Below are 23,301 nucleotides of genomic sequence, written 5' to 3' on the forward strand. Positions count from 1 at the left end.
GGTTTGTTTTATTTAATTTCAAAACTATTATTCTACTAAAATTTCATCAATAAATAAGAAGACGCCGCTGCCAGCTGGTGTTCTTTTTAAATTAGTAGCAATTACTTTAATGTATTTTGTTTGTTGTTTGTCAAATTTAACGATAAAATCTTTAAGCTCAGAACCTGCATTTTTAGCATAGGGTCTTTCTAAATTTCCAACACTATTAAACTTTTTACCATCATCTGAAACAAAAACTTCAATTTTTATAGGGTAATAAATCCCAGGACCTTGATTTTCTAATGCACCTACAGTAACTTTATGTATCTCTGTTGGTTGATCTAAATCAATAACCACTTCCATGTTGTCGTTTAACCAAGCTTGCCATTGACCGTCGTGAAAGTTTTTTGTACCACGCAACGTATTTACCAAAGTACTTGGTCCCGAACCGGTATATCTATCGTTACAAGGAATTACATAATTAACCACTTTGGCAACACCTTTATGGAATTTTATAGTATCCATAAAAATTTTACCAATAGGTTTATCATTTTCAAATAAAGATGCTTTAACCAAAGTTGTTTTTGAAATTTCAATAGGGTTATTATATGACGTAGCTTTCTCGTTTAATTTATCTTCATCTAAAACATATCTAATATCGGACTTTGGAAATTCATTTTGCAATGTCATTTTTATTGATTTATTTTCTAAATCAATATCCATATCAGAGGTTACTAGATAAGCACTTTTAGCATAATTAATACCTAATTCATCGTACCTATTAAATTGTGTTTTTATCCTTTTAGAAAAGTCATTCCAATTTCTTAATTTTTTTGACGACCAAAGAGCCTCAGACAATGCAGCCAATCTTGGAAAAATCATATATTCAGAATGAGAAGTTGTCGGTATATATTCTGCCCATAAATTAGCCTGACCACCCAAAATATGTTTGGCCTCTTTTTCAGACATTCCTTCAACAATAGGATCAAATTGATAAACTTTACTCAATGGAAGATACCCCCCTTGTGCTATTGGTTCATCATTTTGCGGCCCTTGATAATGGTCAAAATAACAATAACTCCCTGGAGTCATAATTACATCATGCCCTTGTTCTGCAGCCTCTTCTCCTCCTTTTACTCCTCTCCAGCTCATAACTGTGGCTTCAGGTGCCAAACCACCCTCTAAAATCTCATCCCAACCAATTAACCTCTTGCCTTTACTATTGATAAATTTTTCCATTCGTTTTACAAAATAACTTTGTAATTCATGAACATCTTTTAGGCCTTCTTTTTTCATTCTTCTTTGGCAATCAGGACATTTCTCCCAATTGGTTTTAGTAGCCTCATCACCTCCAATATGAATGTATTTAGATGGAAAAACCTCCATAACTTCGGTTAATACATCCTCTAGAAATTCAAAAGTAGTTTCTTTACCCGCACAGTAAATATCAGTAATTGGCCAAACTCCCCCTGAAGGAACAGCAACAGGCTTTCCAAAACAAGATAAATGCGGATACGCTGCCATAACGGAAGTTACATGAGCAGGCATTTCTATTTCTGGAATAACTTCAATATTTTTTTCACTCGCATACGCAACGATTTCCTTAAGTTCTTTTTGCGTTAAAAACCCACCATAAGTACCTTTTACATTTGGATCATTTTTATCTCTAGCATTCCAATGTTTATCTTCTTGATCTACCCTCCAAGCTGCAATTTCGGTTAATTTTGGATATTTTTTAATTTCCATACGCCAGCCCTGATCATCAACTAAATGCAGATGTAATACATTCATTTTATGCATTGCTAACCTGTCAATGGTTTTTAAAATATACTCTTTTGGAAAAAAGTGCCTTGACAAATCAAGCATTAATCCTCTATATCGAAAACGCGGTTTGTCTTTTATTTCAACCGCTGGTAAAATTAAATCTCCTTTAGTATCAGTTCCATAGATTTCAGCTGGAAGTAATTGTAATATACTCTGTACTCCATATAGAAAGCCACCTAAGCTATTAGCTGTAACTGTAACTTTCTTATTCGTTACAGATAATTCATAAGCTTCATTTTCTAGCCCTTCTTTAACTACAAATTCAATAAAATTATTTTCCAAATTCTCACTAAAATCTAATTCAATATTTGAAGACGATTTCAACTTATCTGTTAATATATTCGCTATGTTTTTTAAACTATCATGAGCTATAATTTTAGTGTTTTCATTGATACTAAATGAACCTTTATTTAAGGTTAATTCAGCTGGCTTTGGTATTATATTTATATCATTTACCGTAAAATCTTTGCTTTTAATACTATCAGAACATGAGTATAAACTTATTATAAAAATTGTTATTAGAAATTTAAAGAGTAGTCGCATTTTTTTAAATTATTTTAATGAAGGTGTTATTTTAAATTGAAATGAATAGTTTTTATTTGTCAATCTGTATTTTTCTAAAGGTAGACTTCCCCAGCTGTCTATGCTACCTAACCCCATTTGTTTAAGATCAACTTTTAACTCGGTTACAGTACTTTCAAAAATTTCAGAGGCATGTCGCTGATCCTTTTTATCACCATCATCCAACTGTTGCTGCGTATAATGCAATGCTGTTGCGTTAAATAAATTATCAGATGTAATGGTTAAATTAATTTTATTATCAGATAGTTTATACCATCGTACATCTGTTTTATTTCCAGTTTCTTGTGGTCTTATATACGGATAATATTGATCGGTTACCGTTTGATCATATATTCCAACATCAGTGCTATAGTTTCTATCACTATAATTTTCTATCGGTCCTCTACCATAATACGTGATATTTTCAAAATTTTTAGGTAATTGCATTATTAAACCATAACGGAAAATCATAGGAGTTTCTCCCTTTTCATCAATACTCAAGTTCTGTTGAACCATAAGCTCACCTAAACTATTCAACGAATAATTAATTTCTAAATTTGAAAATGCCTTATCTAATCTATACATAACTTGTACTGAAATCGTATTGTCTTTTTTATTTTCAACTTTAAAAACTTTAGGTTCTAAATCCACTAAAGGCTCTTTCCAAACTTTCAATTTGTTTTGTAAACCTGCACCATAATCGTTGTCAATGGGTGCTCTCCAAAAGTTTGGTTTAAGTAATGCTCCATCTAATAAAATGTTATTATTTTTATATTGATAGTTGCTTAATAAACCAGATGATTTATCAAAAGTAAATACCACATCGCCACTACTAAAAGTAATGTATTCATTTGTTTTCAGAACTTTAAATTTATCGCTTCCTACAATTTCTAATGGCTCCATATTACTTTTATTTAAAGCCAATTGCTCTTTCGCGATAATGTGTCCTTTTGGAAGAAAAGGTTCTGCATTCTTTAAACGATAAGAAATATTTACAAAAGCCTCTTTATATTTTGTTTGTGGTATTTGTAAAGGAAGTTTAATGTTTTTTGTCTCTTGAGGAAGCACTTCTAAGTTGGTAACAACACCTTCTTTTGTAACTTTACCATCAACAACTAATTTCCAATATAATTCAACATTTTTTAAATCTTTAAAAAAGAATTCATTAAAAATAGAAATTTCACTTTTAGTTTCATCTGTCCAAGAAGTTAATATATCTTGATGTACAAATTTAGCTTCGAAGGCATGCGGATTTGGTTTTCTATCTGGAGAAAACACACCATTATTCAAAAAATTATTGTCGCTTGGTACGTCTTTTGGTCCAAAATCACCACCATAGGCAAAAATAGTAGTACCATCTTCTTTTTCCTTATAAATGGATTGGTCTATCATATCCCAAATAAAACCACCTTGAAAGTTTTCATGTTCTCTAAAAACATCCCAATAGTCTTTATAATTCCCTAAAGAATTTCCCATAGCATGTGCATACTCACACATGATGTATGGTCGTGTGGAATCATGCTCCTTATTAATGTACTTACCCATACCTCCAGGTGAGGAATACATAGGATTAATAATATCAGAATCCCAGTCAAATCTTACATTAGCATCCCAACCTAAATTAGCCCTTTCATATTGCGTTGGTCTTGACGTATCTCTATTTTTCATCCATAAAAAACCACGATAAAAATTATATCCATTACCTGCTTCGTTACCCATACTCCAAATAATTATAGAAGGATGATTTTTATCTCGTTCAACCATTCTTTCCAACCGTTGTAAATGAGCAATTTCCCAATCGGGATTATTACCTAATGTTCTTGTCGGATCGTATCCCATTCCATGCGATTCTATATTGGCTTCATCTACCACATAAATTCCATAAGTATCACATAATTCATAGAAATAAGGGTCGTTAGGATAATGAGAAGTTCTTACCGCATTAAAATTAAATTCTTTTAATAATTTAACATCCTCTTCCATTCGTTCACGCGAAACTGTTTGTCCATCGATAGGGTCAATTTCATGTCGATTAACACCTTTTAAATAAATGGGCTTACCATTAGCTAACAATTGACCACTTTTTATTTCAATTTTACGGAAGCCTATATTTTGATCTACAACTTCGATAACTGTTCCTTTTTTATCTTTTAATTTTAAACGAAGTGTGTATAAATTTGGAATTTCTGCAGACCATTTTTTAGGATTAGTCACCTTCAAGTTTATGACTTTGTCTCCATTAAGAGCTAACGAACTAATTGTTGCTTGAGCTACAGTTTCTGCGTCATCCATCAATTGAATTTCGAGCGTATGTTTATCTTTTTTAGGAATATAAGAAAATGTTGGTGTAATTTTTAAAGTACCATTAACATAATTATTATCTAAGTCAGGAATAATTTCAACATCTTTCAAGTGCACTTTGCTGCGTGAATACAAGAATGAATCTCGAGTAATACCACTCATTCTCCAAAAATCTTGACATTCTAAGTAAGCTCCATCACTCCATCGCATTACTTTTAAAACGATTAAATTCTTGCCAGGTTTTATAGCGGTATTTAATTTGAATTCCTGTGCTAATTTTCCATCTTCACCATAACCAACATATTTGCCATTTATCCAAACTTCTAAATTAGATTTGGCAGCACCGACGTGCAAAAAAATATCTTTATCTGTCCAACTATCTGATAAATTCACCCATTTTCTAAACACACCCGTAGGGTTTTGTGTTTCAGGTACCATAGGAGGATCTATTTTAATTAAATTACCAAACTCGTAGCCTGTATTTGTATAAATTGGATAGCTATATCCTTTCATTTCCCAATTGGCAGGAATTGTAAAATTATCCCAATCCGTATCATTAAGGTCTGTAGCGAAAAAGTTTTCAGAAATATCAGCGGGATTTTCTTTAAACTGAAATTTCCATACTCCATTTATATCAACATAATTAGTAGATGCTCTCCAGTCATTTTGGTTGGCCAATTGTTCATTTTCATAAACAAAATAAGACGCATGCATCGGCTCTCTATTTTCTTCGTTTATTTTCTCGTTCAGCCAATAAGGCTTTTCATTTTGCGAAGTACTAGTAGCAAAACCAAAAGTTACCAACCCGATACTCAATATGATTTTCTTAATGTTCATTTAATTTATTTTTGCTGGTTTTTTACCCATAGTAAAAATCAATGTACCCCCATTCATAATTTCTGAGTGTAAGATTTTATTTCCATGTAACTCCTCTCCGTTTAATTGGATTGATTGTATATAAATATTCTCTTTTGAATTATTTTTTACTTTTATTTCAAATGTTTTACCATCCTTTAAACTCAATTTAGCATCTTTAATAATTGGTGATCCAAAACTATAAACACCTTCTGCAGGGTTAACTGGATAAAAGCCCAATGCACTAAAAATATACCAAGAAGACATTTGCCCACAATCTTCATTTCCACAATGCCCATCAGGAGTGTTTTTATATTGCGATTCTAAAATTTGTCTGATAATTTTCTGTGTTTTATATGGTTTATCAATGTAATTATACAGATACCCTATATGATGACTCGGTTCATTTCCATGAGCGTATTGACCAATCATTCCAGTACTGAAAATGGGTAATTCATCGGTTGGTAATGGGTTTAACGAGAACATTGAATCTAATTTCTCTTCAAAGCGATCTTTACCCCCAGTAACTTCAATTAAACCTTCAATATTTTGCGGAACGGACCAGAAATACTGCCATGCATTACTCTCGCAAAAATATTTCGAATATTCTTTCGGCACAAAATCTTTTATAAATTCACCATTAGCCAACTTAGGCCTCATAAATGAACTTTCAGCATCATAAACATTTCTCCAATATTCTGAACGCTTTAAAAAATAATTATAATCCTCAATTTTACCTAGATCTTTTGCAAATTGTGCAATACACCAATCATCATAAGCATATTCTAAGGTCTTTGAAACCGACCAATTCTCATTTTCTTCATCAACAGGGATATAACCAAAATCTTTATATAAATCAATCTTTCTAGCATTATCCATTGCACTAACTTTACACGCTTCATAGGCCAGGTCAACATCAAAATCATTTATTCCTTTAAAATAAGCATCCACAATTACAGGTACTGCATGGTAACCTATCATCATATTAGTTTCATTTCCTTGCATAGACCAGACGGGCAATAAACCTGTTTCCTTATAATGTGCTAACATTGATTTTACAAAGTCAGTTACCTTGTCAGGATGTAAAATAGTAAATAAAGGGTGAGCTGCTCTATAGGTATCCCATAATGAAAACGTATCATATCGATCAAACCCGGAAGCTTTCATTATAGAATCATTTGCTCCTTTATAATTTCCATCGAGGTCACTTAATAAAGTTGGTGCCAACATTGATTGGTAGAGCATTGTGTAAAAAATACGTGTTTGCTCATCAGTGAGCATAGTCACCTTTATTTTTTGAAGTTGTTCTTCCCAAATTTTATCTGCTTGCTCTCGATAATTATCAAAGTTGAAATCTGGAGCTTCAACGTCTAAAGACTTTCTAGAACCTTCAATATTTGCAGTTGAAAGTCCCGTTTTCAATACAATCTGTTCCTCTTTTTTAGTCGTATAATTTAAAACAATCTTCGTATTTACCCCTTTAGTGGACACTTCTACTAAAGTATCATTGTTAAATAAATCATAAGAATCAAAATCTTTAGAAAACTGGATAGTAAAATAAAGACGTTGGTCTTTTGCCCATCCCGAAGATTTACGATAACCTTCAATAGTGTGTTTATTAACAACCTTTATATAGGTATCTGTTGGTCTATCCCAATTTAAGGCATATCCTAAATCAATATGTATTTGAGATAAACTATCTTTTGGAAAAGTATATCTATGAATTCCTGTTCTTAAAGTCGTTGTTAGTTCTGCTTTTATTCCATAATCTAATAAATCAACCGAATAATATCCTGGTGATGCAGATTCTTTATCATGAGAGAACTTAGAAAAAGGTTTAAAGTTATTTTCTTTAATTTTTTCTTTAAATCGGCTATTGGTAGGCATAACCAAAATATCATACAAATCTCCAGCTCCTGTTCCCGTTAAATGGGTGTGAGAAAATCCAGTAATGATGGAGTCTTGATAAAAATAGCCTGAAATCCGATCCCAACCAGGGATACCAATATCGGGACTTAATTGTACCATTCCATAAGGTACTGTTGCTCCAGGATATGTATTACCAGGACCATCTGTGCCAATAAAGGTGTTTACATAAGATGTTAATTTATTTTCTGAAGGTTCTGTTTTGTTAGAACAGGATATCCCAATAAAGGCAAAAACACAACTTATTATAAAAAATTTATTTGACATATTTTACTTTACTAAAAGTTTACCATCTTCTTTTATAACAATCATCTTTCCAGTAAAAGGGCTTTTTGCACTTATATTGAAGCCCGTTGAATGATTATCCATAATCAATTTAATATTCGAATTCTTAATTGTAATATTTGAAAAACCTACTTCATCTAATGATGTTGAAAACTTCTTATTATTATGATAATACGCTTTTTGATTTCGATACAATTCAAAGAGTTTCCATTTAATTTTTTCGTCATCTGGAATACTAAATTTATCTTTTTCACCTACTTTTTTCGTTGAGAAATAAACATAACCCCATTTTTCAGGTTCATGCATATTGATAACCCCCATAGAAGACCACACCCAATTATATTCAGGTAAATACTTTTCGTTTACTCCTTTTTTTCTGTCATATTTACCATTCACCAAATCATAATCCCAGTTGACACGAGAAAAATTCACTCTCCAAAACTTATCTCGTGGAACATTATTTTCAAAATAAGTCTTTCTAAATGTTTTCCATGGAATAGCGATTTCAACAGTCCATCCATTGTCTGTATCATTGGGGTTATTTAAAGTTCCATCAACATGAACTGCTGTTTTTAACCCCGTAATATTCCAATCATTAAGTATTTGTTCCCCTGATTCTCTATAAGGTTTGGCCACAAATAATTCCCAAACGGTATTTAAAGCATTAACTTCTATTTCAAAATAATTATGTGAATCTCCATCTGGATCTATAAAAACCTCAAAATCATTGTTATAAAAAATAATAGTATCTCGCTGTTTAAGATTTGCCCATACATGTGGCTCCTCTATTTTTGCTAAAATGTAATAGTAATGTTCATCCCATAACATTTTAACATTTGTCTTATATAATGGATTTTTAACACCTTCAATATCAATAAAATTCTCTGACCAAGGTACATTTTGCCAAGCGTCTTCATTTGCTAAACCATCAATTGAAATTTCTTCTTTCACCTGATAAGCAATATGAGTACGAGGCACCTCAACTTTTAATTGAGCACAAGCAATTAATGAAGTGAAAACACACAATACAAATGTTAATTTTACGATATATTTCATGTATGAGTTATTATTATTTTTAATTGGCAATAAAATGTACCATAAAAAAAGTTGATTAATTTAAGAACACGTAATCAAATCTTTAACTATAAACTATTCTGTTTAGTAAACTCTAAAACATTACTTAATTTTCCAAAGGCCAATGCAACTGCTGTATCTGCAGCACCATAATAAATTGCTAATTTATCTTGTTCAAAATCATGTAATGCCGCACAAGGAAAAACAACATTTGGTACATCACCTACCATTTCATAATCAACAGCAGGGCCTAATAAATAATCTCTAGTTCTATATTTTACCTTATCAGGATTGTCCTTATCTAAAATAGCAGTACCCATAGCGTACCTAAAACCATTACAGGTATTGATAACTCCATGGTAAATCATTAACCAACCATCATCTGTTAAAATAGGTATTGGTCCAGCTCCAATTTTAGTACATTGCCAAGCACTTTCTTCAAAAGGCGTAGCTTTCATTACTACTCTATGTTCTCCCCAATATTTCATATCTGGGCTATAGCTTATATATATATCACCAAAAGGTGTATGTCCATTGTCACTTGGGCGACTTAACATAGCATACTTACCATTTATTTTTTCCGGAAATAAAACACCATTTCTATTGAAAGGTAAAAATGCATTTTCAGATTGAAAAAATTCTTTAAAATCAAATGTATAACCAATACCAATGGTTGGTCCATGATAGCCATTACACCAAGTAATCCAGTACCTATCTTCTATAAAAACAACCCTAGGATCATATTTATAGGCAGATTCAATCATCTGAGTATTTCCAGCCTGCATAACTATAGGTTCATGATTGATATCCCAATGAATTCCATCTTTACTGAACCCTGCAAAAATATTCATTTGAACGGCCTTGTTATCACATCTAAAAACACCTGCATAACCACCTTCAAAAGGGACTACAGCACTGTTAAAAATACTGTTTGAACTTGGAATGTCATATCTATTAATAATTGGATTTTCTGTATATCTCCAAATGATATCATTGTTTCCCTCTGGCTGATCTTGCCATGGAATGGCCTGATTTTTATGTTGTGTTTTTGTTTTCAATGTTGTTTTATTATATTTTATTTATTAATTGCAATCCTGTAAAAGAGAACATTGGCATATTGACTTCACTTCAATTTAATCCTTTATTTTTCTAACTTTATCTAACCAAGTATATTTTAATATTATAGAAGTAATCACAAAGATCACTAAAGCTATTAAGGTATTTTGATAATCTCTTATCATAAAATAAATTGGTAAAACAATCATACTCGATTGCCAGATAATACCAATTAGAACATTAAGCATATCTAAGCTAAAATGATTATTCTTTTCTATAGTTTCATCATCCTTTTTCAATTCAGTTAGTACTGGTTTCCACCATCCCCAAGGTCTAACATTTTTATAAAATGCTTTCAACACTTTCATATCTGTTGGTTTACTTAAAAACGTACCTAAAAATGACCCCATCAAAGAAACACCAAATATTATTGGAAATAAATAAATAGCATGAATATGCGATAATTCATATAAAATTGAACCTTCTGAAAAATTATCCTTGTTTTGATCCATAAAAAACTGAAAACTCGCCACGATTAAACCAGATAACATTCCCCAAAAATACCCCCATCCATTAAATCGCCACCAAATCCATTTTAAAAAATTAGCCGCTACATAACCTCCAAACAAAGCACTTGTAATCCACAAGGTTAAGGAATTGATAGAGTCAGCAAAAAAGCCCATAAAAACTCCTAAACCAACTACTGCGAATGAGGCTATATGACTAGCCTTTATATAATGTTTAGGCGTTGCTTCGGGTCTAAAATATTTTTTATAAATATCATTCACAATATAGGCTGGACCTGCATTAACAAATGCTGAAAAGGTAGACATAAATGCCGCTAATAATCCTGCCAATAATAATCCCTTTATACCAACTGGTACATGGAAATTGATAACTTTAGGAAGTATTACCTCTAAATCTACACCAGTAAGGTTTGGATTGGCAGCCATCTCTGGGGCTAACACAACTAAGGCTATAACAACAATTCCTGCAATTAACAAATATCTGGGTATAAATAGAATTAAATTTGTAAAACCGCTCATATAAGCAGCTTCTTTAACTGATTTGGTAGAAAGTATTCGTTGCATATCAAAACTAGGAACAGGCCCGGCTATACTCGCAAAAAAACCTTTAAAAAGACTCATTCCTATTAAAGCACCAAACATTTTATAACCTTCAGTATCAATTAAATCATTAAATTTTTGAAATTGTTCACCCCATTGGGTATCTAGTTCCCAATTAAAAAACACATTTCTCCATTCATCAGTAATCACATTAGAAATTTCAACATCACTAAAAGCAAAAAAGGCATATCCTGCTACTAATATTCCAGCAATTACCATAATTCCATACTGTAACACTTCGGTCGCTACAACAGAAAACATACCTCCCTTTATTGTGTAAATTGTCGTTAGAATAATTATCATTAAAGCATAGGATTGCTCAGAATTAAATAAGACAGTATCTCCAATTTGCAAGGACATATCCCAAGGTAAAATAACTGTCATAAATTTACCAACACCTTCAAAGAAATAGGCTATAAAACCTACGGCAGCAACAACGGCAAAGATGGCAACAATTAGATGAGAAGCTCTACCAGGCTTATCATCTCCAAACCTAGTTAATATCCATTCAGAACCAGTCATAATATTAGACCGTCTAATCCAAACAGCAAGAAACATCATTACAAAAATTTGATTCCATATGGGCCAAAGCCACATAAACATAAAACTTTTTACTCCATAAAGAAATAAAATACCCACCATCCATGCTGTACCAGAAACATCAAACATTCCTGAACCATTACTTAAACCAAGAAAATACCATTTAATATTGTTTCCTCCTAAAAAATAAGATTCTAGTCCTTTTGAGGCCTTTTTAGAAACCCAAATACCAACAAATAATGTTAGTAAGACATAGGCAATTATAATACTTATATCAATTATATCCATTAGTTTTTTGGCCAGTTTTTTGGCCAGTTTTTATTAGGTTCAGCACTCATTTCCAATTCCAATATTCCACCAGCCACCAATTCTTTGTGCGTTATGTAGGTTCTGTTCAATTCCTTATCATTTAATTTGGCAGACTTTATATAAAAATTTTTCTCTGAATTATTTACTGCCACAATTTTGAATTCAGTATCATTTGAAGTTTTTATAATAGCTTCATCAAAAACAGGACTACCTATTTCATATTGCCCAGACGCCGGATTCATAGGATAAATTCCTAAGGAACTCATTACATACCAAGCAGACATTTGTCCAGCATCTTCGTTTCCACTTAACCCATTAGGCAATGTGCTATATTGCGTGTCTAAAATTTTACGAACCCAATACTGTGTACGCCATGGCTGTTTTGCTTTATTAAACATATAAGCAATATGATGACTCGGTTCATTACCATGAGCATACTGTCCTATTAAACCTGTAATATCTGCTGAAACATTATGACCAACTAATTCAGAACTTTCAACAAATAACTGGTCTGTCATCTTAGCAAAAGCTTCATTACCACCATGTAATTCAATTAGACCTTCCGCATCATGCATTACATTCCAACTATGTTGCCAAGCATTACCTTCTGTATAATCTGTATCTTTTATGTGGTTAGACATTTTAGGGTCAAAAGGTTCATGAAAATCAACTTTATTAGAAGACTTTCCTCTTAAAAAACCAGATTTACTATCATAAAAATTGGTATAAGCTTTTGAGCGATTTAGAAAATAATTATAATCATCTTCTTTACCTAAATCATTTGCCATTTGTGCAACACAGTAATCATTATATGCATAATTCAAGGAAATTGAAACCGATTGATCTAATTTATCAAATGGTATGTATCCATACTTTTTGTAATAATCTAACCCATTGGCATCACTCATCATCGTTTTCTTCATCGCTTCATAAGCCTTTTCTACATCATAATTTCTTATACCCTTTAAATAGGCATCTGAAATTACTGAAATGGAATGATAACCTGGCATAGTACCTGTTTCATTACCAGATAATACCCAAACTGGTAATGCTCCATTAACATCATAATAGGCTAACATAGATTGAATCATATCATTTAATGTCTGTGAATCAATAATAGATAACAAAGGTGTTTCTGCCCTAAACACATCCCATAAAGACAATGTTGAATATGCCTTGTAATTCGAAGCATTGGCAATACTGTCATTTTGCAATCTAAAATCTCCATTAATATCACTATATAATACAGGTGCAACCTGTGTGTGATATAAAGCAGTATAAAAAATAGTTTTTAAACTATCTCTTTCCGTTTTTACTTCAATTTTTGAAAGGGCTTTATTCCATTTTTCTTCAATTTGCACTTTTGCTTTATCAAAATCAATATCACTACCTTTTTTCTCAAGATTTTCTATTGCATTAGTTAAACTTACCGATGACAAGGCTATTTTTATTTCAACTTCATTTATAGATTTATCGAAATAGAATTGACCACCTGCTTTAATCCCTTGAGAAGAATTCACATCTGATAAAATGACGCCATCTTTAACAAATCTTGAAGCTTTAATGGGCTCTGAAGTTTCTATAACAAAAAATACTTTTTGGTTCTTTGCCCAACCCGTACTGAATCGTGTTCCTGTAATTCTATTTTTGTCGACTAAAGAAACACTACTGGATGTTGCTTTATCCCAATTAATAGCAAACCCCAAATCAATTATAAATGATGGTGTTTTTTTATTTTCAAAGGTATATTTATGAAATGCAACATAGTCATTGGCCGTTAATTCTACTTTAATTTTCGGATCATTTAACCTTACACTATAATAACCTGGCGATGCCATTTCATTATCATGTGAAAAACTACTTTTATAAGGTAAACTATCCTTTTTCTTACCGAACATACTAAGATCAACTTCTTTATTTGTAGGCATTAATAAAACATCTACTAAATCTCCTATACCCGTTCCACTTAAATGCAACTGGCTAAACCCCGAAATAATAGTATCTGTAATATGATAGCCAGAACACCAATCCCAGCCAAGAGTACCATTATCTGGACTTGGTTGTACCATTCCAAAAGGAGCCGTAGCTCCGGGGTATGTATGACCATGACCTCCAGTACCTATAAATGGATCTACATAAGACGTCAGTAGTTCTGATTTTGTTATTTTTATATCTTTTTCATTTTTGCATGAAAAAAAGGCAAAAGCCATTAGGAATAATAATATTATTTTAAAATGTTTCATAGGTATTTTAACTATATTTATCTTTTTAAAAAGATAGTTTTAATTTAAACCATAAATATGTAGAAATCTATCGGTATCAAAAATAATATTAGACGGATAACATAGTTAATAGGATAAACATCAAAAATCACTAAAATAATACATTTGTTCAACATAAACAACAATTCAAAATTATACTACTACACAAAAATTACTTGGAAATATCACCTCATTTTTTGGCTAATATATTTTACAATAAACACATTACGCTGGGGTAGTTATTATGGTGACTATAATTATTCTTTGCGTTCAAATTTATTAGGCTTTCCAATTCATATAACTTTATGTTATTTAAACGTTTATGTTTTAATGCCATTTTTAGTATTTCAAAAAAAATATTTGATTTATATAATTGTCCTATTGTCTGCCTTATTTATAATGGTTACTATTAAATTTAACCTTACTTATTACTTACTAAACACAAATGTTTGGCCAGAAGGGCCTGAAGTAACAAGCACTTTAACGGTTGATTATGTTGTAGATATGATGATTGGCGAATTGTATGTCATTACATTTATTACCGCTATTAAAATCACTGCAGATTGGTTAAAGGAACACAAAAGACTTACTGATTTAGAAAAGTTACAAATGGAAACAGAATTATTGTTTTTAAAAACTCAAGTGTCTCCTCATTTCTTTTTTAATACCTTAAATAATATCTATTCTTTATCTATAGAAAAATCAGATAAAACTCCAAAAATCATCTTAAAGCTATCTGAATTAATGCGTTATTTGCTATATGAAACAAAGCGTAAAAGACAGAGCTTATCTAAAGAAATAATTTGTCTCCAAAACTATTTAGAATTAGAAAAAATAAGACATGGGGAAGATTTAGAAGTAAATATGGATATTAGTGGAGATATTTCAGGTAAAAAAATTGCCCCCATCTTATTACTTTCATTTGTCGAAAATGCCTTTAAACATGGAGCCAACAAAAACATTGGTAAAGTTAATATTGATATTGATTTTAATATTAAGGAAGATTTCCTTTACTTTACCATTACAAATCCAACTCCAGCGGATTCTGAATACGAACAACGCCTGAATACAACAGGAGGCATAGGATTAAAAAATGTTAAAAAAAGATTGGCTTTAGGTTATAAAAAAGATCAATATGATTTAAAAATTGAAAATGATCAAAATTTATTCAAAGTTAAATTAAAAATCAAAGTATAATGAATGTTAAATGTTTAATTATTGACGATGAACCCTTAGCTGTAAATGTTATAAAGAATTATTTATTACAAGTTAATGATGTAACATTAGTTAATACTTTTAATAATGCCGTTGATGCATTAAACTTTTTAAAAAACAATAAGGTTGATCTTATTTTTTTAGATATTAATATGCCCTTATTAGATGGATTAAGCTTCATAAAAAGCTTAGAAACGAAACCTGAAATAATAATAACTAGTGCTTATGAAGAGTATGCCGTTGAGTCGTTCGAGTTAGAAGTTTTAGACTACTTAGTTAAACCCATCTCTTTTCCAAGATTTTTAAAGGCTATGAATAAGGTTTTTAAGATTTTTAGCGACAAAAATTCAAATAATTTAATTCAAGAAAGACCTTATATTTTTATTAAAATAGACAAAAAGAAATTAAAAAAAATATATTTAGATGAACTTTTAATAATTGAAAGTCTTAAAGATTATTTAAAAATTACTACAGAAACAAATAGATATATTATACATCAGACTTTAAGCAGTTTTACAGATCAATTACCATCAGACAATTTTATTAGAATACATAGATCTTATACAATAGCAATTGACAAAGTTGATACCGTTGAAGGTAACAGCATTGAAATTGCTGGTATAAGGTACACAATTGGTCGTACTTATATTGACGATGTAAAAAATAAAATTTTAAATATATAATTAAAATATATAACGTTTAAAAGCTTCAATAGCCGCATAATCTGCTAATCCAAGATTATTATATTTCTGAGCCGTCAATTTGTTTCTATCTTCTACTCTTACCCAAAACTCTCTTGAATCATCTCCTTGAAACATAGCACCATCTTTTTGAGATTGATGATAAAATATTGCAGTCCTTTTTTTCAATACCTGATCAGGACTCATAGGCACTGCCATTTCAATTTCATGAGTTTCCCATTCATGCCATGCACCTCTATATAACCACACCCAACAATCATCCATAAATTCCTGAGATTTCAGTTCGTCTATTGACATAAAAAGGGCATCTAAACAGACTTTGTGTGTTCCATGAGGGTCGGCTAAATCTCCTGCCGCATATATTTGATGTGGCTTTACATCTACTATTAACTTACTAATGATATTAATATCAGCATCGGTAAGCTTACCTTTTTTAACTGTACCCGTTTCATAAAAAGGCAAATCTAAAAAGTGAACATTTTCGTCTGGCACTTTTAGATACCTTGTAGCAGCTATAGATTCACCTCTTCGTATCATTCCTTTCAGCTTTCTAACATCTAACGTATCAATACTATTTTTTTCCTTATTATTTATATTATTTATAACAGCTTCAACATCTTTACTTGATTTAGACATAAATTTACAAACCTCCGCAAATTTTAAAGCTTCAGTATCCGCGACAGCAAAATTTCCTGAAGTTTGATAAGCAACATGCACCTCATGACCTTGCTCAACTAATCTATCAAAAGTACCTCCCATTGAAATAACATCATCATCAGGATGAGGACTAAAAATAATAACCCTTTTTTTAGGTGGATTTGCTCTTTCAGGTCTATTTGTATCATCTGCATTCGGTTTCCCCCCCGGCCAACCAGTAATTCCATGTTGTAACACATTAAACATCTTTATATTAAGATCATAAGCAGTACCTTCATCTACTAGCAAGTTTGACATACCGTTATCATTATAATCTTTATCTGTAAGCTTTAAAATTGATTTCCCTAATAATTCACTAAGCCAAACAACAGCTTTCCTTTTAAGATGTTCATTCCATGTTAATGCTGTTACCAACCATGGCGTTTTAACTCTTGTTAATTCAGAAGAAGCATCAATATCCAACACAAAGGTGGTATTACTATGTGTTTGCAAATATGTTGCAGGAATTTGAGAAGAAACTTCTCCCTCAATTGCTTTTTTAATAACACCAGCCTTGTTTATACCCCAAGCCAGCAAAACTATCCTTTTTGCTTTTCTAATTGTTGCTATCCCCATCGTAATTGCTTTTCTAGGCACTTTATCAATACCTAAAAATGATGGTGCAGCATCGGCTCTCGTCACATAATCTAACGTAATTGTTCGTGTCCCTGAATTATAATGCGACCCCGGTTCATTAAAACCGACATGTCCCGTTCTACCTATACCTAATAATTGAAAATCTAAACCACCCGCCTCATCAATATTTTTATCATAAGACATACAGTATTTATAAACATCTTTTTCTATAGTTCCATCGGGTATATTTATATTTTCTGGAAGAATATCTATATGATCAAAGAGATGATCATGCATAAAGTAATAATAGCTTTGTATATTTTCTTTTTCCATTGGATAATACTCATCCAAGTTAAAAGTAACAACATTTTTAAAACTTAACCCCTCTTCATTATGCATTCTAACTAGTTCATCATAAACCTTAATAGGAGAAGAACCTGTTGCTAAACCTAAGATACATTTCTCATTTTGAGACTGTTTACTTTTTATTAAGTCGGCTATTTCATTTGCCACTAGAATTGATGCATTATTAGAACTTTCGAAAATTACATTATGAATTTTTTCAAATCTAGTTTCTTCAAATTTACCCGCTGCTTGGTGAAGGATTGATTGTTTAGACATTTGGATATTTATTATAATTAATCGATAAATTTATAAATATAATTTTAATAAACTTTTAAAATTCGACCAACTACATCTAAAAGTAGATTAAAATATCTAATAATACAATGAGTTCAAATTAATAACTATTAAGATGAATACAATTATTATAAAGACTTTGAAAGAATTAGAAAACCTTTAAAACTGCAGCCTATTTTTCTCAGTCTCCTAAATATGGAAACGAGATTTGCTAAAACTTATTTAAAAAAGGCTTATGTTTGCTAAGTGGTTCTAACTTAAAATAACATGAACTAGAATGCATAAAAACTATAATTAATATTTATTTAGTCATTTAAGGTGCTCATTATTAATATATTTAACACATAATAATATGTTAATAAATAACATTAATAAATTGTAAAAAAAAATAAAAATAACTCTTACTTTTGCAAAAATTCTCAATAATGAAGAAAAAGATAAAATTACCATTTCTAAAAAAAAGTGTTTTAGTCGTTAGTTTAGCAATATTAACATTTTCTTGTGGTAGCAGACAAGACGTTGTTTACTTTCAAGATGTAGATTTAGCCGCAATTAGTAAGCCTATTGAAAATTACAGTCCTATCATAAAACCTGATGATGCCTTAACAATATCAGTTTCATCACTTGACGTACAAGGGGTAAGGCCATTTAATTTAACCCCTGTCTCATATGCAGGTAATGATGGTGAAATCGGCAGATCGACTTTACAAAGTTATTTGGTAGATTCTAATGGAAATATTGATTTTCCGGTGTTAGGGACACTAAAATTAGCTGGTTTAAATAGAATTCAAGCTACGGCTATGATAAAAGATATGTTAAAAGAATATTTAACAGATGCCATAGTAATAATTAGAAATGTAAATTTTAAAGTTTCTATATTAGGAGAAGTAAGAAATCCAGGTGTTTATACAATTCAAAATGATAGAATTACTATTTTAGAAGCCTTGGCTATGGCAGGTGATTTAACAATTCAAGCCGAAAGACACAATGTTTTGGTAGTCAGAGAAGAAGGGAATAAAAAAACGTATAATCGCGTTAACTTGACTTCAGAAGAAATATTCAATTCACCTATGTACTATCTTACCCAAAATGATGTAATTTATGTCACGCCTAATAATTCCATGGTAAGAGGTTCAACGATAGGTCCGAGTACAGGAACTGTTTTAAGTGCAATTTCTATTTTATTAACAGCTGCAGCAATAGTTGTTAGTATAACCAAATAATTTATTCATGGAATTTGAAAAAATAAGAGATGCCGCCATTAATGACGATAGTGGAGAAGAAAACAGCCTTGATCTTAGAGAGCAAATTGAGAAATACTTAAGACATTGGAAATGGTTTGTATTAGCCATTTTACTTTCATTTATTTATACTTTTTATAATTTGAACTTTAAGAGATCGAGTTACGAAGCGGTATCCACCATAAAGATTAAAGATGAAAAGAATGGTGATAAAAATGCCTTATCCGCTTTTCAGGACATGGGTATTATGAGTCCCTCAAATGACAATATTGATGATGAAATAGAAGTATTGAAGTCTAAAACCTTAGTAGCCGAAGTAATTACCTCGCTTAAACTAAATGTTCAGTTTTTTACAAACAAAAATAGTTTAAGTAAATTTTTAGATGACAATTTAGGCTTTAATACCGAATTTTTTGAAACTGAAAATTACGACACCCCCCCTTTAAATCTGAATTTTTTTATTAGTGATTCTGCTTTATATCAAATAGGTGCAGAATTTTTAATTAAAGTTAACTCGGACAATCAATATACGTTTAGCACCACCGATAAATCAATAGTAAAAACACAATCCTTTGGTGAAAAAATTACGACAAATTTTGGAGATTTAATTGTACTTCCCAATGTTGATTTTAAAGAAGCGAATCTTATTGGTAAAAACATATTAGTTAGTATAACACCTGTTGCTGACATGGCTAATGCTTATCTTTATGGACTAGCAATAGAACCTAAATCAGAATTCTCAAATGTATTAAGTTTGACGGTAATAGATAGTCATAAAAAGAAGGCAGAAAATTTTTTAGATGAACTAGTACAAAGATATAATTTAAGAGCTATTAGGTTAAAAGAAGAATTATCGCAAAATACATCTGAATTTGTCAGTGAAAGATTAAATTTAATAGCTCAAGAATTGGCAGATGTTGATGAAAATGTTGAAGATGTTAAGTCTAAATATGGGGCATCTTCTGCCGCTTCTAGTGCAGGCTTGAATATGCAAATGGCCAAACAGATAGAGCAACAAAAAAACCAAACGGCAACGCAATTAAGTCAAATAAAACAAGTAAAAGAAATTGTTGCTACGAAAGGTAAAAATGAAATGATACCAAGTGTTGGCTTAACAGACCCGAATGTAGCAAATAGTGTGGTAAAGTACAATGAACTTTTAACAGCCAAACAAACTAGACTCAAGGGTGGTTCGACAGAAAAAAATCCGATTGTGGTTGCACTAGATGATCAACTTAAATCTTTAGAAAGTTCTATTAACAAAGGTTTGCAAAATGCAGAAGCATCAACTAAAATTGCATTTGATGCGTACAGTCAGGAGTATAATATTGCACAAGGTAGAATTTATGGAGCACCGCAACAGGAAACTCAAATAAGAGATGTTACTCGCAAGCAGCAAACAAAAGAAGCATTATATTTATATTTATTGCAGAAAAGAGAGGAAACGGCTATAACTTTAGGCGTTGCAGACCCTAATGCAAAAATAATTGATAAAGCAGAGAGCAATCCAAATCGAGTTGCTCCGAAAAAGAAAACAGCCTATTTATTTGCTCTAATAGTTGGTTTATTAATTCCATTTTCAATTCTATATTTAAGAGATATTCTTGATTCCAAAATACATACTAGAGAGGATATTGAAAAAGTTCTTGGTATACCTATTATCGCTGACATTCCTAAGTTGGAAGGTAAAAAATCAAGATATTTAATAAAAAAAGAAGATCATTCCGGTGTTGCCGAAGCTTTTAGGATTTTGCGAACTAATATCAGTTTTATACTTCCAAAAACGGCAGAGAGTAACGACGGAAAAGTTATTTTCGTAACATCTTCTATTGCTCATGAAGGTAAATCTTTAGTGGCAACAAACTTGGCAACAGCTCTTTCCCATGCGAATAAGAAAACAGTAATATTGGGCTTAGACATTCGAGCTCCTAAAATTGAACCTTATTTAGGCGTAAGAAGTAAACAGGGAGTTACAAATTATATTATTAATTCAGATATTAAACCTGCGGATCTTGTTGTCTCTGCTCCTGAAAATGACTACCTTGATATTATCACATCAGGAGATTTAGCCCCGAACCCTGCAGAATTATTAATGAATGCTAGAATAAAAGAATTATTCGATTTTGCTAAGGAAAATTATGAATATGTTATTGTTGATACTGCCGCATTTAGCATGGTAACAGACACCCTATTATTATCCAAATTTGCTGATGCCTTTATTTATGTAATTAGGGCAAACTTTGTTGATAAGAGAATGTTGAAGTATGTTAACTTTTTATATAAAGAACAAAGATTACCTAATATGGCTCTATTACTCAATGGAGTTGACCAAAAGAAAACTTATGGCTATGGTTACGGTTACGGTTACGGAACGGCTTTTGAAAATTCTCAAAAGAAGTGGTGGCAATTTGGAAAATCATAAAACAAAAAAAAGGCTAGAAAATTATTTCTAGCCTTTTTTTTTGTTTTGAAAGTATTTATATTTTTAAATTTTTATCATAAGGTATTGCTGATAAAATATACTCAATAGCATTAACCCTAGCTATTGTTTTTCTATTTGCTTTTATAACTTTAAAAGGTATACCACCTTTCTGAGTATTTTCGAACATTAACTTTTTATATCTGGTGTAGACATCCCAAAGATCTTGAGCCTTTTCGTCTACTGCTGTCATTTTCCAATGTTTAAGAGGGTCCGTTTTAATATCTTGAAAACGTTCAGCTTGTTCAGATTTCGAGATAGACATGTATATTTTCACCAAGATAATACCTGATTCTGTTATCATACGCTCAAAATCATTAACTTGATTCATGAATATATGATATTGTTTATCCGTGCAAAAACCATTTACTGGTTCAACCACAGCCCTATTATACCAGCTCCTATCAAAAAAAACCATTTGACCTGCTCGAGGAAATTGATTTACATATCGCTGAAAATACCATTCCGTTTTTTCTTCTTCAGTAGGCTTAGGTAAAGCAACAATTTTAATATGTCTCGGGTTAATCCGCTCTGTAATTCTACGAATAGCTCCACCTTTACCAGCAGCATCTCTTCCTTCAAATACAACAATAATACGTTCGTTATTTTGAATTGCCCAAGTTTGCAATTTTACTAACTCTACTTGTAGTTTTTTTAATTTTTTTTCATAATTAATAAACCGAAGTGCCTTTGTTAAATTGTATGGTTCTTTAGCTAAAATCGCCAATAATCCTTTATTCGTATTTAATTTTTTAACGTCTAAATCTTTTAAATTATATTTCTCCATAAATCAATAATCAATTTGTTCAGCAGATCTAAAATATCTCATAATAATATTAGGATCTGGTAATAATGTAGTTAATGCCTTATCTTTTTCTGGATACTCAAACTGTGATAAGACATACCTCATACTTTCAAGTCTGGCTGTTTTTTTATCATTTGCTTTAACAATAATCCATGGACAATATGTAGTATGTGTTTTACTAAACATTTGTTCTTTATAAGAGGTATACATATCCCACAATTCTTGTCCTTTTTGATCTACAGGACTAAATTTCCATCTTTTTAATGGAGTTTCTAATCGTGCATCAAATCTTGCTTTTTGCTCTTCCTTTGATATAGAAAACCAAAACTTAATGATTTTTACGCCATCTTCATATAACATATGCTCAAATTCAGGTACTTGTAGCATAAACTTACGATATTGCTCTTGTGTACAAAATCCCATTACGGGCTCTACCACTGCTCTATTATACCAGCTCCTATCAAAAAATACAATTTCACCAGGATTAGATAATTCTTTTATGTAGCGTCTAAAGTACCACTGCCCTCGCTCTACTTCTGTTGGCTTAGTCAATGCTACCAGATTCATAGAACGTGGATTTAAATGCTCTGTAAAACGTCTTATATTGCCACCTTTACCAGCGGCATCTCTTCCTTCAAAAATAACTACAACACGTTTCTTACTTGTAGAAATCCATTGTTGTAATTTTACCAATTCTATCTGAAGCTTTTTCAATTCATCTTCGTACTTAAGCCTCTTTAAAATAGAATCAATATTTCTACCTTTACTGTTAATTAAAGTTATCAACTCTTTGTTTGAAGAGATTCTTTCAAAATCTTCTTTTGTAAGTTTTATTTCGTTTTTATCCATCT

The 23,301-nt window shown here is 31.3% G+C and carries 14 protein-coding genes; 4 read left to right on the forward strand and 10 right to left on the reverse strand.

Annotation, left to right across the window (positions count from 1 at the left end; genetic code table 11):
* Positions 1 to 27: 27 nt before the first annotated feature.
* The 7 genes from D3P13_RS12635 to D3P13_RS12665 all read right to left on the reverse strand — a co-directional run bounded on the left by D3P13_RS12635 (position 28) and on the right by D3P13_RS12665 (position 14,080).
* Complete coding sequence (locus D3P13_RS12635; RefSeq protein ID WP_117882972.1) at positions 28 to 2,346, reverse strand: glycoside hydrolase family 20 protein; 2,319 nt, start codon at positions 2,344 to 2,346, stop codon at positions 28 to 30.
* A 9-nt stretch (positions 2,347 to 2,355) separates the two neighbouring features.
* Positions 2,356 to 5,502, reverse strand: a complete 3,147-nt coding sequence (locus tag D3P13_RS12640; RefSeq protein WP_117882974.1) for a glycoside hydrolase family 2 TIM barrel-domain containing protein — start codon at positions 5,500 to 5,502, stop codon at positions 2,356 to 2,358.
* Entirely contained in the window at positions 5,503 to 7,713 is a 2,211-nt protein-coding gene (locus D3P13_RS12645) for a GH92 family glycosyl hydrolase (protein WP_117882976.1), read from the reverse strand.
* A gap of 3 nt (positions 7,714 to 7,716) precedes the next feature.
* Positions 7,717 to 8,787 carry a carbohydrate-binding family 9-like protein gene (locus tag D3P13_RS12650; protein ID WP_117882978.1) on the reverse strand — a complete coding sequence of 357 codons (1,071 nt, stop codon included), beginning with the start codon at positions 8,785 to 8,787 and terminating at the stop codon, positions 7,717 to 7,719.
* A gap of 86 nt (positions 8,788 to 8,873) precedes the next feature.
* Complete coding sequence (locus tag D3P13_RS12655) at positions 8,874 to 9,863, reverse strand: glycoside hydrolase family 130 protein (protein WP_198680027.1); 990 nt, start codon at positions 9,861 to 9,863, stop codon at positions 8,874 to 8,876.
* A 75-nt stretch (positions 9,864 to 9,938) separates the two neighbouring features.
* Entirely contained in the window at positions 9,939 to 11,816 is a 1,878-nt protein-coding gene (locus D3P13_RS12660) for a sodium:solute symporter family protein (protein WP_117882980.1), read from the reverse strand.
* Positions 11,816 to 14,080, reverse strand: a complete 2,265-nt coding sequence (locus D3P13_RS12665) for a GH92 family glycosyl hydrolase (protein WP_117882982.1) — start codon at positions 14,078 to 14,080, stop codon at positions 11,816 to 11,818. The genes D3P13_RS12660 and D3P13_RS12665 overlap by 1 nt, the downstream gene beginning before the upstream one ends.
* 348 nt (positions 14,081 to 14,428) lie before the next feature.
* Here D3P13_RS12665 and D3P13_RS12670 point away from each other — a divergent pair, with 348 nt between their 5' ends.
* On the forward strand, positions 14,429 to 15,295 hold the full coding sequence (locus D3P13_RS12670; RefSeq protein WP_232829184.1) for a sensor histidine kinase: 867 nt from the start codon (positions 14,429 to 14,431) through the stop codon (positions 15,293 to 15,295).
* Positions 15,295 to 15,996 (forward strand): LytR/AlgR family response regulator transcription factor, encoded by a 702-nt coding sequence (locus tag D3P13_RS12675; protein ID WP_117882986.1) that lies wholly within the window; start codon positions 15,295 to 15,297, stop codon positions 15,994 to 15,996. The genes D3P13_RS12670 and D3P13_RS12675 overlap by 1 nt, the downstream gene beginning before the upstream one ends.
* Here D3P13_RS12675 and nagB read toward each other — a convergent pair whose 3' ends face one another.
* Positions 15,997 to 17,925 carry a glucosamine-6-phosphate deaminase gene (gene nagB, locus D3P13_RS12680; protein WP_394336464.1) on the reverse strand — a complete coding sequence of 643 codons (1,929 nt, stop codon included), beginning with the start codon at positions 17,923 to 17,925 and terminating at the stop codon, positions 15,997 to 15,999.
* A 425-nt stretch (positions 17,926 to 18,350) separates the two neighbouring features.
* On the opposite strand from nagB, the gene D3P13_RS12685 reads away from it, so the two are divergent.
* The gene (locus tag D3P13_RS12685; RefSeq protein ID WP_117882990.1) at positions 18,351 to 19,148 is read left to right on the forward strand and encodes a polysaccharide biosynthesis/export family protein; all 798 of its coding nucleotides are present in this window, start codon (positions 18,351 to 18,353) and stop codon (positions 19,146 to 19,148) included.
* A gap of 7 nt (positions 19,149 to 19,155) precedes the next feature.
* Positions 19,156 to 21,588 (forward strand): GumC family protein, encoded by a 2,433-nt coding sequence (locus D3P13_RS12690; RefSeq protein WP_117882992.1) that lies wholly within the window; start codon positions 19,156 to 19,158, stop codon positions 21,586 to 21,588.
* A gap of 55 nt (positions 21,589 to 21,643) precedes the next feature.
* Here the strand turns inward: D3P13_RS12690 and ppk2 (D3P13_RS12695) are convergent, their stop codons facing one another.
* Together ppk2 (D3P13_RS12695) and ppk2 (D3P13_RS12700) are read right to left on the reverse strand one after the other, a co-directional pair.
* Positions 21,644 to 22,432, reverse strand: coding sequence for a polyphosphate kinase 2 (ppk2, locus tag D3P13_RS12695; RefSeq protein WP_117882994.1), 789 nt, complete (start codon positions 22,430 to 22,432; stop codon positions 21,644 to 21,646).
* Between the two features lie 3 nt (positions 22,433 to 22,435).
* A complete protein-coding gene (ppk2, locus tag D3P13_RS12700) occupies positions 22,436 to 23,299 on the reverse strand; it encodes a polyphosphate kinase 2 (protein WP_117882995.1) in 864 nt (287 codons plus the stop codon).
* Positions 23,300 to 23,301: the final 2 nt, after the last annotated feature.

The sequence above is a fragment of the Aureibaculum luteum genome, assembly GCF_003449015.1.
In the GTDB taxonomy this organism is placed as follows: Bacteria; Bacteroidota; Bacteroidia; order Flavobacteriales; family Flavobacteriaceae; genus Aureibaculum; species Aureibaculum luteum.